We start from the raw sequence: 16,114 nt of genomic DNA on the forward strand, positions 1-16,114 counted from the left end.
TACAACATACGTCTGGTTATCCCGCTCTCTCTTATTTGCCGACAATTTACGCGTTGATTGCACCCCTTGTCTGAAGTCTGCTGATTTCAGATGAGACCCTTGTTGCCATTATTGTCCGGACAAAGTGCTTCTTCACCAATTCACAATAAGGAAATGAAAGAACTATTATTAGAGCCGACAGAGGGTTATCTAAGATCCCTGATATCCAAGGTTGCTCAGATATCTATCGGAGACAGTGATACATCCCTTCCGTTCCAGGAATTAGGGATTGATTCCTTTCGTGTCTTACAGATTATCAAAAAGCTGGAGGAAGAGTTTGGCACCTTACCTAAAACACTGCTTTTTGAAAATTTCAACATCGGTGACCTGAGCCATTATTTTGTTAAGCACCATGAACAAACGATCTCCGCGAAGTTTGCGCTGGAGAAACATACATCCCAACATGTAAAAGCGTCGCCACAACCGGAAAGCATCGCTGTTACTCCCATACCGGCACAGAAAGCGCCTTCGGCTGCTCCCATACTGATTTCTGAGCAGGAAGCGCTCGCTCATCCCGAATGGAGCACATTGGTGGCGGATCTCTTTACCCGTTACAAAAATGAAGGTTCCGCATCCAGAGGCACCCGGAATATAGCGCCCCATCTCTTTATCGGCAGTGAAAAGAAAGGATATTTCAACTATAGCCGGTATAAACAGATTGTGCTGGTCTACGCCTACACCGGGCCGATGGACTACTACGAAACCTTGTCAGCAGAAATCTATCAGCATTGTACCCGCCATCAGCTTGAACTCAATCTCTTTTCGGCGGAACAGATAAAAGCTATCGGAAATACCCCCTTTACAGCAACACCTTTCGGCGTATTGTCCCGGATATCCAATATCAGGGAGTTTTCGCTGGAAGGAGGCAGTATGCGCCGCTTACGCTACCAGGTCACCAAATTTGCCAAAGAAGGCCAATGCAGGACAGTAGAATACAGGAACGGCTCCGATAATGCCACCGATGCCGGCATCGCCGCCATCATCGATAAATGGTGCGCCCCCAGGACCATGGTGAACCCGCTGATTTTTGCGGTGAAGGAAGAAATCCTGGCAGGACGCCTGAGCCCCGAACACCGGCTCTTCCTTACCTATCTCGATGATGTGCTGTTAAACGTGATCCTGATCTCAAAACTCTCCGGAGAGCAGAACGGCTATCTGATGGACCTGGAATTCTATCCGCAGGAAATGCCGCTCGGGGGACTGGAATATGCTATCGTGCATATGATGGGGATACTGGCGGCAGAAGGGTGTGACGTGTTGAGTCTGGGCGGCACCTATGGCTGCAAGCTGGAAGCCTCTCCCGATGCTGACCCCGCATTGGATAAAATGCTGGACTTCCTGCGGGAGAATAAAATATTTAATGATGAAGGTAACCTGCAATTCAAAAATAAATTCAGGCCGGATCATACGCCTGTCTTCCTTTGCCGCGCGGTAGGCAGCAATCCGGATAATGTAACCGACATCATCATGATGATCGCTGACCCTGATAAAATGCAGACGACCGGCGCGCCAACAGATAGTATAGCCGTTACCGTTACATCGCCTGAAAGTACGCGGGAGCCGCAGGACCCCCCGGTACTGACATTAGCAGGGGTGGAGCGGGCAGATATATTGGCCGCACACGGTTATAACCCGTTTAATATACCCGACGAACATATCGATACAGACCTGAAAACCGATTCCTGGGCACAGCTGGACACACCTGCCATCCGCAACCAGGTGAGGTTCCTGCATTCGCAGCTGCAACAACCGGCCAACCTGGAAGAATGCCTGAGAAGTATCTTCCCGTTTTCCTGTTTTGCGTTCACCACTTCAGGACGTACAGCGGAACATACCTTTTTTAAATCATGGAAAGAGAAAGGTGTCGTTATCCAAAACCTGCTTTTCCCGACTACTATCTTTAATCAGATTGACAACGGTTTCACGCCGGAAGAGTGGCCGCATCCGGAAGTATTCCAGCTGCACTCCCGGGAATTATACAGAGGGAACCTTAACTACGACGCGCTGCAGCAGCGCATCGTGAAAGACGCCGGTTCCATCGCCATGGTACTGATAGAAATAGGAGATAATGCAGCCGGTGGCGCGCCTGTTTCCATGCAACATCTTCGGGAGGTAAAAGCATTGCTCTCTGCACATCATATCCCGCTGGTATTCGATGGTACCAGGATGCTGGAGAATGCCCGCTTTATTATCGCCAACGAAAAAGAATTTGCCGGCAGCCATACCTGGGACGTTGTCCGAGAGATGCTTTCTTATGCCGATGCTGTGATAGCCGGCTTAACAAAGGATTTCTGCGTAAGTCACGGCGGCATGATTGCCACCAACGATACCGCGCTGCTGGATAGGGTGCAGGACCTCATCCGGGAGGAAGGAACGGGCCTGGACGTGGTAGATAAAAAAATACTGGCGCTATCGCTACAGCACCGTGATAAAATAGAGGCGCAGATCATACAACGGATGGAGTCCGTACAGCTGATAGGCAAAGCCTTGCAACAAGCGGGAGTGCCGGTACTGCAAATGCCCGGCGGACATTGCATCCTGATCGATGTAAAACAAATCCCGGCTTTCAGTACGTTTAAATATCCGGTGGCATCGTTTATTGCCTGGATGTTCCTGAACACCGGCATCCGTGCCGGCGCACATAGCGCGGGCATGCGTAAAGAGACACCCTTCAGCCACGTGGTACGGCTGGCCATACCCGTGGGCACCAACAGAAAGGATGCCGCCGCTATCGCAGAGAAATTAATCCACCAGTTTGAAAGCAGGCATAATATTCCCGAACTGCTGCCGGAAGGAGAACTGACGGCATCTTTCGGCGATATACACAGCGCCTTTAAATTACTGACTTATCATAACGTTACCGGCAATACGGTCCGGGAGAAAGTGACTGCGCCTGTTATGCCGGCAGGTAAGCATGGAACGGAGAAAGATAATGTTCCGCACATCGCCACCACGCCCCGGCATGATGGCCATAACGACACCGCTGCCACAGCGGTAGCCATTGTAGGCATGGCAGGCCGGTACCCGAAAGCAAAGAATGTGGGAGAGCTCTGGAAAAATCTGGTACAGGGAATGGATTGTATCGAAACCATCCCGCATGAACGTTTCGAGCAACGCCTGCAGAATAAATTTTCGCAAAAGTACCGCGGTGGCTTCCTGGATAGCATCGACAAATTTGATTCCCTCTTTTTTAATATTTCCCCAAGGGAAGCAGAACACCTGGACCCCCAGGAGCGCTTGTTCCTGGAAGTGGCCTGGGAAACGATTGAAGATGCGGGCTATTATCCGGAAACGTTGGTACGGGAGGGCGAGTCCCGGAATATCGGCGTGTATGTGGGCGCTGTATGGACTTTATATCAGGTGCTGGGACTAGAGGAGAAGCTAAAAGGAAATAACCTGAATCCCAGCTCTCACCTGTGGGGGATTGCCAACCGGGTATCGTATGCATTTAATTTGTCCGGACCGAGCATGTCTGTTGACACCGCCTGTTCTTCCAGTCTCACGGCGATACACCTGGCCTGCGAGGCTATTTGTAAAGGCGAGTGTTCCGGTGCTATTGTTGGCGGTGTTAATCTCGATGTACATCAGGGTAAAATAGATATCAACAGAAGCGGGGGCGCACTCTCCCCCGACGGCGTAGGCCGTGCTTTCGGCAAAGGGGCGAACGGCTATGTGGCCGGAGAAGGCGTAGGCGCCGTTTACCTCAAACCACTGGCCCGCGCAGTGGCCGACGGAGATCACATCTATGGCGTTATCAGAGGGACCGCCGTAAATCATGGCGGGAAAACAAGCGGCTTCATGGTGCCCAGCCCCAATGCGCAGGCCAGGGTGGTGATGGCCGCGCTGGAGAATGCAAAAGTAGATGCCAGCCATGTTACCTACATCGAAGCACACGGCACAGGAACGGAATTGGGCGACCCCGTTGAAATCAGCGGCCTGACCACCGCGTTTCAGCAATATCAGGTAGGAAAGCAGAATTGCGCTGTCGGTACTATTAAAACGAACATCGGCCACCTGGAAGCTGCGGCGGGCATCGTCGGACTACAGAAGGTACTGCTGCAGATGAAACACTGTACACTGGTACCATCGCTGCATTCTGCTGAGTTGAATCCGTTTATCGATTTTGAGAACTCTCCTTTCTATGTAGGACAGACAGTGGAAGCGTGGACGCCCAAAGTGGTGGATGGCAGGCAGCTGCCGCTGTACGGCGGTATCAGCTCATTCGGTGCCGGCGGCTCCAATGCGCATGTTATCATTGAACAATATTGCGCTGCCACCATGCCGGAACATAATGGCGCCACAGCAACGACGGATCACATCTTCCCGCTTTCCGCGAGAAATGAAGAACAGCTGCGTGCCGCCGCTATCCGCCTGATGACGTGTATCCGGGAGGATATGGCCTGCGATACACCGTTCCTGCAGCTGCCGCTCAACGACATCGCACATACGTTGCAGACGGGAAGAAAATCTTTTGATCACCGTCTCGCCATTATTGCCGGCACAAAAGCCGAGCTGGTGGAGAAACTGGCTGCATATATCGATGCTAAGAGTGATGACAACATTTTCATGGGTCAGGTAAAAGGCGGGGAGAGCATCACCAAACTGTTAAGCCGGCAAGAGAAAGAGGAGTTTATTAAAATACTGGCCAGAAGCGGCGACCTGCGTAAACTGGCGCAGCTCTGGATAGAAGGCCTGCTCTCAGGGTGGCAGGGGATGGGCGTGCCGGAATCCGGCAGGAAAGTGTCTTTGCCAACATATCCCTTTGCGGATAAACGCCACTGGATATCCGGAAAACAGCACGGCGCTGCCGTGATACAATCGGGAAAGAGCGCCATACATCCGCTGATAGATTCCAATGAATCTACTTTTGGACAACAGCTCTTCAAAAAAACGTTCCACGAAGGCGATTTCTTTATTTACGATCACCTTGTTTCCGATATACCCACATTGCCCGGCGTCGCCTATCTCGACTTTGCACGCAAAGCCGGTGAACTTGCCGCGGGCAGGAAAGTACAGAAGATCCGGAATATTATCTGGTTAAGTCCGCTGACAGTGGTCAACTCCGTTCCCCGGGAAGTGCTGATTGAACTAAAGCCCAACGGAGAGGCGGTCAACTTTGAAGTGTTCAGTGAAGAAGCAGATGGCCGTAAACAGGTATATTCCCAGGGAAAACTGATATACGCCACCAATCAGGAGCTGTCAGCAGCGCCCGAGTATATTGATATCAATGAGATCCGCGAAAGAAGCCGGAAGGTAACGGACGGGAAAGAGGCCTATCCGTTGTTTAAATCGTTGGGTCTGGCCTTAGGCCCCAGCTTCCAGGTGTTACAGGATATCTTCCGGAATGACGATGAAATACTGGGAGCGCTCAGTATCCCGGACATCCGCCAGGGTGATTTTCATGATTACCTGCTCCATCCCTCATTGGTGGACGGTTCCTTCCAGGCAGGTATGGCGGCCCAGCTGGGTGCCAGTACCGGTGAGATGTTTGTGCCTTACTCTATCGGTGAGGTGGAGGTGCTGCAACCGCTGACGCAGAAGTGTTTCAGCTATGTGAGAAAAGTAAATGAACCTAACGCCAAAGTATCCAGGGTGAATGTTTTCATTGTGGATGAAAGCGGAAAGGTGCTCGTAAAGATCAGGGAGTCGGTAGGGGTACCACTGGTAAGCGTACACGAAAAACCAGACCAGGCGAAGGACGAAGAAACCTATCAACAGTTGCACTATGCGCATGAATGGCAGGAAGCGCCGTTGACAGTACAGGCTGCACCTCCTGCTGATGGCCCGCTGCTGCTGTTTGCGGCAGACGAGCAGCTGTACCGGCTGTATAAAGAACGTTTTAAGAATACCGGTGAAATAATCCTGGTATTGCCCGGAGAAGCGTATGAATCAATGGACAATGTCTACAGGATTCATCCGCAGCAACCGGAAGATTTCAGGCAGCTGTTTACCGCACTGAATAAAGCGCAGCGGAATATTGGCCGCATCTGTTTTGCATGGCCGGCAGCGGCTTCGCTGCAAGCGGAGCAGCCATACGACGAAACATTTTTAAGCGATTCACTGAATAACGGGGTGTATGCGTTCCTTACACTTTGTCAGTCGCTCATAGAACATAAGCTGGATAAAGTGCAGTTGCTTTATCTCTATACAGGACAAAAGGGAATAACACAACCGCATCATGAGGCTATTAACGGATTCGTAAAGACGCTGCTGCTGGAACAGCCTAAGCTGCAATGCAAGATCCTGGAGATACGGCAGTCCACAGTATCCTATGATAAAATACTGGATGCGCTCATGGCGGAGTATCATCCCGATGCGCAACAGGCGATGACCGTCAGGTATGATGATGGCAAACGTGCTGTCAGGAAAGTAAAAGCATTTGCCTTGCAGGCAGCGGCAGAAGCGCATGCCGGACAGCCCGGCCTGAAGGAGAAAGGGGTATACATCATTACCGGCGGCGTAGGGGGCCTGGGACTTATTTTCGCGCGGCGGCTCGCTGAGCAATACAAGGCCAGGCTGGTACTGACGGGTCGTTCGGCATTGTCCGATGCGCGCAAAGCGGAGCTGGAAGAGCTGAGAGCAGCTGGTGCGGAAGTTATGTATATCGCTGCAGATGTTTCCCGGTACAGCGAGGTGGAAGCACTGCTGAAAACCACGCGGGAAGCTTTCGGTGAAATTAATGGTATTATTCACAGCGCCGGTGTTATACGGGACGCCTACATCCGGAACAAGACACGTGAAGAAATGGAGGCCGTGTTTGCGCCGAAGGTATACGGCACCAGGCATCTGGACGAAGCTACCAAAGATGATCAGCTTGACTTCTTTGTGACCTTCTCCTCGCTGGCCGCTGTGGGCGGTAATGTGGGACAGTCCGATTATGCTTTTGCCAATCACTTCATGGACGCTTTTGCCGGCCGGCGTGAATACCTGCGGCAGCAGGGAGAACGTACGGGCGTCACCGTGAGCCTGAACTGGTCGCTGTGGGCGGAGGGCGGCATGAGGCCGGATGAACAAACAACACTCTTCTTCAAAAAGAACCTGGGTATAAAACCGCTGGACACGGAAACAGGACTACAAGCCTTTGAAAAGGGCTTACATGCCGGTAAAACGCAGTTCGTGGTAGTAGAGGGCGTACAGGAAAAAATAGAGCGAACATGGGGGATTAAAGAAAAGGAAATGCCGGCGCCGGCGCCGGTTGCCGCAACCGGGAACATTCCGGCAGACGGGCAGGCAGACACGCAGCTGTTCGGCATGGTGCAGGATGCCTTGTCAGACATCGTCATGGAACTGCTGAAACTGGAGGCAGAAGATATGTCCTTCGACAAGATCCTGCTGGACCTGGGTTTTGACTCTATTGGTTTAACTACCTATGCCAACAGGATCAACGAAAAATATCGGCTGGAAGTAACACCGGTACTGTTTTTCGAATACCCCTCCATCAGGGAGATTGCATCCTACCTGGTGAAGGAACAAAAAAATGAAATACTGGCTGTTCACCGCACAGCCGGTGCTTCCGCCGCGGTGGTGGCACCACCGTCGACTCAGGCCGCAAAAGAGCCGCTTGCCGACAACAGCGCGTTCACCGTCAGCATCAACAAAGGCTGGGAGCCCGGTGTACAGGCCAGCGTGGCGTCAACACCCGCTGTCCGTTCACTTTCTACAGGCAGCCGCTTTATTGATCAGCCGATCGCGATTGTAGGTATGAGCGGCGTTATGCCGGGATCAAAAGATCTGGAAGAATTCTGGCACCACCTGGAGCAGGAGAAAAACCTGATCACCGTTATTCCACCTGATCGCTGGCGCTGGGAAGACTACGACGGAGATCCCTTTAAGGAAAAGAATAAGACTAACTCCAAATGGGGCGGTTTTATGGGTGACGTGGATAAATTCGATCCCCTGTTTTTCGGTATCTCTCCGAGAGAAGCTGAGATGATGGACCCGCAGCAAAGGATCTTCCTGGAAACAGTCTGGAAAACCATCGAAGATGCGGGACATAAAGTGTCCGATCTCTCCGGAACCAAAACAGGGCTGTTTGTGGGCGTAGCCACCAGAGACTATGCAGATATACTCGCAGATAAAAAGATTCCCCTGGATGGCTATTCCGCCTCCGGTAACTCACATTCTGTGCTGGTCAACCGGGTATCTTTCCTGCTCAACCTGCGCGGTCCAAGTGCCCCGCTGGACACTGCCTGTTCCAGCTCGCTGATTGCTATTCACCGCGCCATAGAATCTATTCATACCGGCAGCAGCGATATGGCGATCGTAGGAGGCGTGCAGCTCATGCTCACACCGGCAGCTTACATTTCCTTCGGGATGGCCGGTATGCTGAGCGGCGACGGCAAATGCAAAACATTCGATAAGAGCGCTAACGGATACGTTAGAGGGGAAGGCTCAGGCGCGATCCTCCTGAAGCCGCTCGACAAGGCCATCGCTGATAAAAACCATATCTATGCGGTGATCAGGGCCACCACCGAGAACCATGGCGGCCGCGTAACCATGCTGACCGCCCCTAACCCTGTCGCACAAACGGACCTGCTGGTGGAAGCCTATGAGAAAGCGCAGATCGATCCGGCTACCGTGGGATATATCGAATGCCACGGCACGGGTACCAGTCTGGGTGACCCGATTGAAGTCCAGGCGTTGAATAAAACATTCTCCGAACTATATAAAAAGCACCATAAAGTGGCGGCCGCCACGCCGCATTGCGGGCTGTCGTCCGTGAAAACCAACATCGGTCACCTGGAAACCGCCGCCGGTATTGCCGGGGTGCTTAAGGTACTGCTGTCCCTGAAGTATAAAAAAATCCCGGCGACGTTGCACTTCCATGAACTGAACCCTTACATCAACCTCAAGGGAAGTCCGCTGTACATCGTGGATAAAACAACGGCATGGCAGGCCGTAAAAGATCAGCAGGGAAACCCTCTCCCCAGAAGGGCCGGCGTTAGCTCCTTCGGCTTTGGCGGCGCTAATGCGCACGTTATCCTGGAAGAATACATACCGAAAGAACGCGCTGCTGTATCCTCGTCAGCTCCGCATATCATCGTGCTGTCTGCCAAAAATGAAGAAAGGCTCAACGCTTATGCGCAACTGTTATACGATCATGTTGGAAAACAGGAGGAAGATATGACCGACCTGGCTTTCACGCTGCAAATGGGCCGCGATGAAATGACCTTCCGCCTGGCACTGCTGGCCGGTTCCGGAGAAGAGCTGCAGGAGAAACTGGCCCGTTATCTCTCCGGTGAAAAACAGTCAAAAGACATCTTCTCCGGAAAAGTGACGCAGGAAAGCAAAACCACCTTCCTGAATAAAGCAGGGAATGCGGCGTCACCGGAGGCACTTGCCGCCACGTGGCTGGCGGATGGAAATTACACCGGCCTCGCCGAAGCGTGGGTTAGCGGTATCAGCATCGGTTGGGAGGAACTGTATCGGAATGCGGATCCCAGACGTATCAGTTTGCCGACCTATCCCTTTGCACGGGAACGTTACTGGTTCAGCGAAGAAGGGGTAGAGAAAACCGGTGCTGCCGGAGAATTTGAGAAGCTGCATCCGCTGTTGCATGTTAACGCTTCAGTCATCGGGCAGCAGTCTTACCATTCTGTCTTTACCGGTAAGGAGTGTTTCATCGCGGACCATCAGATAGCCGCGCAGCCTGTGTTGCCACTGACTGCCTACCTGGAAATGGTATGTGCGGCGGTAGAAAATGCACTGCCGGATTACAACGGGACCACCATCCTGGAAATGCGGAATACCACGTGGAGAGAACCCCTGGTGGTGGCAGACAGCCAGCCACTCAGCATAGCGCTCCTGGAAGCAGATCAGGGCGAAATAGACTTTGAAATATATGGCCCGGCAGGTGGAGAAGATATCATGTATTGCTCCGGCCGCGTATGGCCCTATGGTCATCCCGCTTCGGCAAAACTGGATATCGCGCAGTTGAAAATGCATTTTGAAGAAACACCGCAGGGCCCTGAAAGTCTCTACCAGTGCCTGGACCAGATGGGTATGGCCTACGGTCCTTCCCTCAGAAGTATACAAGCCGTTTACCGCGGAGATGAACAGCTGCTGGTGCGGTTAAGGTTACCACCATCACAGGATGATAACCATGACGCCTATACGCTTCATCCGGCAATGATGGAAGGCGCCATGCAGGCCGTAGTCGGTCTCCTGACAGCCATGCAGCCGCTGGCCGGGCCACCGCTGCAGCCGTTCGAAGTAGCATCACTGAAGCGCTTCGCCCGCTGCGACGCGGAAATGTATGCCTGGGTGAGATATGCCCGTGGCAGCAAACCCGGTGACAGCACCATCAGGGTGGACATAGACCTGACGGACATCACAGGTAAAGTAGGTGTGAAAATAAAAGGACTGGCATTTGACAATAGCCTGCATCGCCAGACGGATATGACCACAGACAAGGATTTTGAGATGTTGCTGAATGTTGTACAGGAACATGATACCAACGGAACACCATACGCCAAAGCGGATAATGCGGAGGCTAGTTTCGACAAATTACTTCAGGACCTATACTAAAATTAATACCATGATAGCTATTGACAACATGCTCGAAAAAATTGTTTCAAAGAGGATGGAGAGGACGGAAGCCCTGCAACTCTTTGAACAGTTACCGGAGAATGAAAAGAAATATATGCTTTCCAAACTGAAGCTGCACCTGTCTAACGGCGCTAATGCAGCTGGAAACAATGCTTCCGAAAAAAGAAACAGTACGCTCAAAGCCGTAACGGAGCTGCAGCTGACGGATGAACACAAACAGTTTATCAGCACACTGGCTGTGGAACTGGAAAAGATGGCGCCTGTTTCCAAAGAAAATGCCTCTAAGCATCAGACGCACTTCGTGGACCAGCGAAAAACCGGCGGTCTGAAAAAGAGCCTGAAGCCGCTGCAGTTTCATCTGACGTACGACAGGGGCGAGGGCGCTTACCTGTACGATATCGATGGTAACAAATACGTGGATATCGCCAGCGATAACGGCGTTAACCTGTTCGGACATCAGCCGGAGTTTGTCAAAGACGCCATCATCAAACGTTTACACAAAGGCTATCCATTGGTAGGGTATACCGAAGAACTGACACAGGTGACGCAGCTCTTCAGTGAACTGACCGGTCACGAGCGGGTGTTGCTCACACAATCCGGCACAGAAGCCGTCATGTGGGCCGTCAGGATAGCCCGCGCCGCTACCCAGAAAAAGAAAATAGTCATCTTCGACGGCGCTTTCCATGGCCTCTCTGATACCGTACTGGCGGCGAAAGACCAGTTCGGCAACAGCATCGCCATGGGCCTGGGTATGTTGCAGGAGTTCGCCGACGAGCTGATCGTACTGGACTATGGCAATATGGACCACCTGGATATTATTGAAGCAAGAGCAGATGAAATTGCCGGTGTGCTGGTAGAACCGGTACAATCCAGGCACCCGTCTTTGCAGCCGGTGGAGTTCCTGCGCGAAGTACGTAAACTTACCCTGGAGAAAGATATCCTGCTGATCATGGATGAGATGATCACCGGCTTCAGAGTGGGCTGCAACGGTATACAGGGGCTCTGGAATATCAAAGGAGACCTGGCCACTTATGGCAAAATACCGGCAGGAGGCATGCCTTCCGGTATGATCGCCGGATTGGCCAAATACATGAATTTCGTGGACGGCGGCGCCTTCCGCTATGATGATAATACCATGCCCAGCGTGAAGAAAGCACTGATGGCAGGCACACATACACGTAATCCCATCAAACTGGCCGCCACATTGGCCGTGCTCACAGAGTTCAGGAACAGATGCCTCGCTGCCGGAAATGACAAATGCGATTCCTCTTCCTGCTTCCTGCAAGCGTTAAACACCGCCACCAGGCACATGTGCGATGAACTGAATACGTTCTTCGCCATGAAAAACGTGCCCATCGTCATTGAATATTTCAGCTCTCTTTTCAGAATCAGATTCCTGGACGACCCGAATGGCGTCGTAAAAGAACTGCTGTTGGTGCTGATGAGAATGAACGGCGTGGAAACCAGCCCTTCAGGCAACTGTTTCCTTACGCTGGCACACTCCTCGGAAGATATCGCCACTATAATACAGACAATGAAGAAGAGCGTGGAAACATTGTTGCAGGAGAACTTCTTCTATGAGTCAGATGAACAGGAGGAAGAGGAGGTAACCACCACTGTGGAAATATCTGCGGGCGTTACCATGCAGTGCAATACCGGTCACGCACCCACGAAAAACGATCAGATGGAAAAACTTAGAAATTTACTGGTAGCTGATCTGAAACGCTTCCAGGAAAAAGGAGGTACCCTATGACAATAGCTGCTACACAGAGCGTGTTACAGGAGATAACCGCGATCTTTGAAACCACCTTGCGGCTTTCTGCCGGGAAACTCGATGTACACGCCAATTTCGAAGACTTCGGGATTGACTCGATCATCTCCATGGAGCTGATCAATAAAATATCTAAAAAATACAACATCACACTCCCGCCTTCGAAGTTTGTGAATGTGAAGAACATCAGGGAACTGGCGGACCTGTTGGAGGAAATCATCAACGAAAACAAGGAAGAAGAAACGCTTCCTGCGGAAATAAAAACAGCAGCACCTGTTAAAAACAAGCCGGAAGAAAGACCTGCCGGCGTGAAACGTGCCGCTCCCGTGAAAGTGCCTGCCAGTCGCAGGCCCGAAAGGAGACCGGCCAGCGATGCCTACCAGGGATTGTTGCGCTACATCAGCAATAAGTACGATATCGACCTTTCCCATCACTCGTTCAGCTCAGTGGATGAAATTGTGGATACGCTGCTGACAGACTACGCGGACGATCTGATGTACTACTATGAAGACCGCCAGCTGCAGGAGGAAAACGGTATGAACGGCAATGCGGAGCACATGGCTGCTACGGAAGTTCCGGCAGCGCGCGCTACCGGCGATATGGCAATTGTAGGCATCAGTTGTAATTTCCCGGATGCGCCTGATGCGGCTACCTTCTGGGATAATCTGCTGAAGGAAAAAAACAGCATCCGCGAGATACCCGCTACCCGGTGGAAGCCGGAAGACTACTACGTCACCACGCCCACGCCGGGCGGAACTATTTCCAAATGGGGCGCGTTGTTAAATAGCGTAGACTGTTTTGATGCAGGCTTCTTTAAGGTTGACCCGGAAGAAGCGCGACTGATGGACCCACAGGAGCGGTTACTGATACAGGAAGTATACAAAGCCTTTCAGGACGCCGGCATTGCGCCGGGCAGTCTGGCAGGATCAGATACCGGGGTATACGTTGCCTATGAGTATGCGGAATATGAAAATTACCTGAGAAGAAATATCGGTAAGATCCCTGTCGGCAGGTACGGACCTGTCTTTACTTCTTCCAGTCCTACTTATTACCTGGCCAACCGCCTGTCTTTCCTGCTGGATTTTTATGGTCCCAGCGAATCCATCAATGTGAATTGCGCTGGTTCTGCGGTGGCGCTGCACAGGGCTTATTACGCGCTGCTGAACCAGGAAAGTAGCCTCGCGGTAGTGGGTGGCGTGTCCCTTAACCTGTTTGCCGACGATTATATTTCCCTGTCACAATACGGTATGTTGTCGCCTGACGGTACCTGTGGCGTGTTTGATGACAACGCCAACGGTTTTACAAGAGGAGAGGGCGTAGCGGCCGTCGTACTAAAAAGACTGGAAGACGCAGAAAGAGATCATAACAGGATCTATGGGGTGATCAAGGCAAGCCATCAGCGTAACAGGGGGAATGCCAGGTTCCTGTCAGAAGTTAAACATGAATCTATTACCGGTGTGATCACCGACTGTTATGAAAAAGCGGACATAGACCTGTCTTCCATCAGTTATATTGAGGTAGATGGATATGCCACCAAATGGGGGGATTCTTTCGAGTTCGAAGGAGTGAAAAATGTTTTCAAAGGAAAGTCTTCCAAAGAGAAGACCTGTGCGTTGGGCAGTGTAAAAGGAAATATCGGAAACCTGGAATCTGTCAGTGGCCTGGCCAGTTTTATCAAGCTGTCGTTGTCACTGTATCATAAGAAGTTTCCGGCTACTATCTCCGGAAAAACTATTAACTCCTTCCTGGATATCGACAGCCGTTCGCATCCGCTGTATATCGCTGGTAAGGAGCTGTCTTTCGATACCTTGCGCAGGAACGATATGCCTGTCAGGGCCGGGCTCAACTCCTTTGCCGACAGTGGGGTTAACCTGCACATCGTGCTGGAAGAATATCTTCATGAGGTACCCTCGCCGGAAACGGCAGCTGTGGCTATACCGCAGCTGTTTGTGCTCTCTGCGAAAGATAGTGAACGCCTGCAGGAATACGTCCGTATTTATACGGCCTATTTATCCGATACCCCTATGGAACAGTCTTTCCATGACCTGATCTATACGTTACAGACAGGGCGTGATGCAATGGAAGAAAGACTGGCCATTATCGCCGCTTCGCGCGCGGAGCTGCTGGAGAAGCTGACCATGGTGGCGCAGGCAGGAACAGGCGCCGGTATGGAAAAGAAAGGCATCTTCCATGGAAATATAAACCTCAGCAAAGGAAACCCTATTGCCGATATCCTGACAAAGGACATGATCAGCATGATGGTGAGACAAAGCCTGCAGGCGCAGCAGTGGCAACAAATTGCCCAGCTGTGGATTACCGGTTTGCCGGTAGACTGGGCCATCATCTGGAAAAACAAGACGGTAAAACCCCTGACATTGCCCGCTTATCCGTTTGCCAGAGAAAGACACTGGGTAGAGATTGCCGACGCGGAAATGCCTGCCATAGCGGCCGCTGTGCCGATAGCGCAGCAGGCAAAGAAAGATACCGGAGCACAGGCCGTCTGGTTCTTTTTTATGTCGGCAACGTCGGATAATATTTCCACATTACCCGCCGCAGTGCTGGAACTGTTCCTGAAGCAGGAGATAGCCTTGCAGCTGGACCGTCCGCTGGAAGATATTCCCACCGATGTTAATTTCCCTGAACTGGGAATGAATTCCATCGGCCTCATTGCCCTGATTGCGCGTATCAACGAGTTGTTACAGATAAATATCTCACCAGCTATACTGTTTAATTGTCCGGAGATTAAAACGCTGCAGGATTATTTGCTGGAGCACTATGCGGATAAAGTTAAAAACGTTATGGTGACCAGCGATAAAACGGAGGCCGACAAAGCGCGTGGACAGCAGGAAACAACGGCCACGCCGGTAGCTGCCCGTATCCTGTGCCCGATGCAGGTGAAGGGTGATAAACGTGCCGTCTTCGCAGTTCCCGGCGCTGATGGCAACGCCATCACGTTGCAACATCTTATTACCGCGCTGGGTACCAAACAACCCTTTTATGGTCTTGAATCCGTTGGCCTGGTAGGAGATGATATGCCGCTGAACAGCGTCACCGCTATTGCTCAGGCAAATATCGACGCCATCAGGGAAATACAGGCCACAGGCCCTTACCGGCTGCTGGGCTTCTCCAACGGAGGCACGATCGCCTATGAAATGGCGCGGCTACTGCTGGAGCAGCAGGAAAAAGTGGAGTCGCTCATACTGGTGGACTGTATGTCGCCCGCCACGCCCGGTGGCGCTATGATCGACGATCTGGTGGCCGCCATAAAAGCCATCTTTATCAGCTCTTCCGGTCGTCAGATAGCGCTGGATGCGGAACAACTGAAGCAGGTACCGGAAAATGAAATCGCTGATTACCTATACGACAATATTAAATCGCTGGGCTTTAATTTCCCGAAAGCGCAACTGGCGACCAGTATCAATACCACCATCGCCAATGAAAAATATTGCCGCGCCTATAAACCGGAGAAATTACCTGCCGGCATCGAGGTACTGCTCTTTAAAGCTACCGAAAGCTATATAGCAGCTTATCAGCAGGCTTCCGCCGACTACGGATGGAATGAACTGCTGCCAAAACCGGCGCAGATCGTCGCCATAGAAGCGAATCACTTTACCCTCATCGATAAAGACAATAGTAAAAAGCTGGCTAAGAAGATAAATACCTTCTTCAGCAAAACTTCCTCCTAATAACAACACCACGTTACTGTTTATCAGAACCCGAAATAACACTTAAAGATGGGCAAACACTCCAACTCCA

General features: G+C 51.7%; 3 protein-coding genes. All 3 read left to right on the forward strand.

Features of this window, described 5'->3' with window-relative positions; all coding sequences use genetic code 11:
* Positions 1-153: 153 nt before the first annotated feature.
* Genes ICL55_RS34710 through ICL55_RS34720 form a run of 3 tightly spaced genes read left to right on the forward strand, consistent with a single transcriptional unit; the run spans position 154 to position 16,044 of the window.
* Positions 154-10,566, forward strand: a complete 10,413-nt coding sequence (locus tag ICL55_RS34710) for an SDR family NAD(P)-dependent oxidoreductase (protein WP_188106627.1) — start codon at positions 154-156, stop codon at positions 10,564-10,566.
* Positions 10,567-10,576: 10 nt separating this feature from the next.
* Positions 10,577-12,340 (forward strand): aminotransferase class III-fold pyridoxal phosphate-dependent enzyme, encoded by a 1,764-nt coding sequence (locus ICL55_RS34715; RefSeq protein WP_188106630.1) that lies wholly within the window; start codon positions 10,577-10,579, stop codon positions 12,338-12,340.
* On the forward strand, positions 12,337-16,044 hold the full coding sequence (locus ICL55_RS34720) for a beta-ketoacyl synthase N-terminal-like domain-containing protein (protein ID WP_188106632.1): 3,708 nt from the start codon (positions 12,337-12,339) through the stop codon (positions 16,042-16,044). Before ICL55_RS34715 ends, ICL55_RS34720 begins: the two co-directional genes overlap by 4 nt.
* The last annotated feature ends 70 nt before the right edge of the window (positions 16,045-16,114 follow it).

Origin of the sequence: Chitinophaga varians (assembly GCF_014529945.1) — a bacterium.
Taxonomy (GTDB): Bacteria; Bacteroidota; Bacteroidia; order Chitinophagales; family Chitinophagaceae; genus Chitinophaga; species Chitinophaga varians.

Coding starts and splice junctions, on each gene's coding strand:
- ICL55_RS34720 (WP_188106632.1), top strand. CDS start 12,337: ATGACAATAGCTGCTACACAGAGCGTGTTACAGGAGATAACCGCGATC.
- ICL55_RS34715 (WP_188106630.1), top strand. CDS start 10,577: ATGATAGCTATTGACAACATGCTCGAAAAAATTGTTTCAAAGAGGATG.
- ICL55_RS34710 (WP_188106627.1), top strand. CDS start 154: ATGAAAGAACTATTATTAGAGCCGACAGAGGGTTATCTAAGATCCCTG.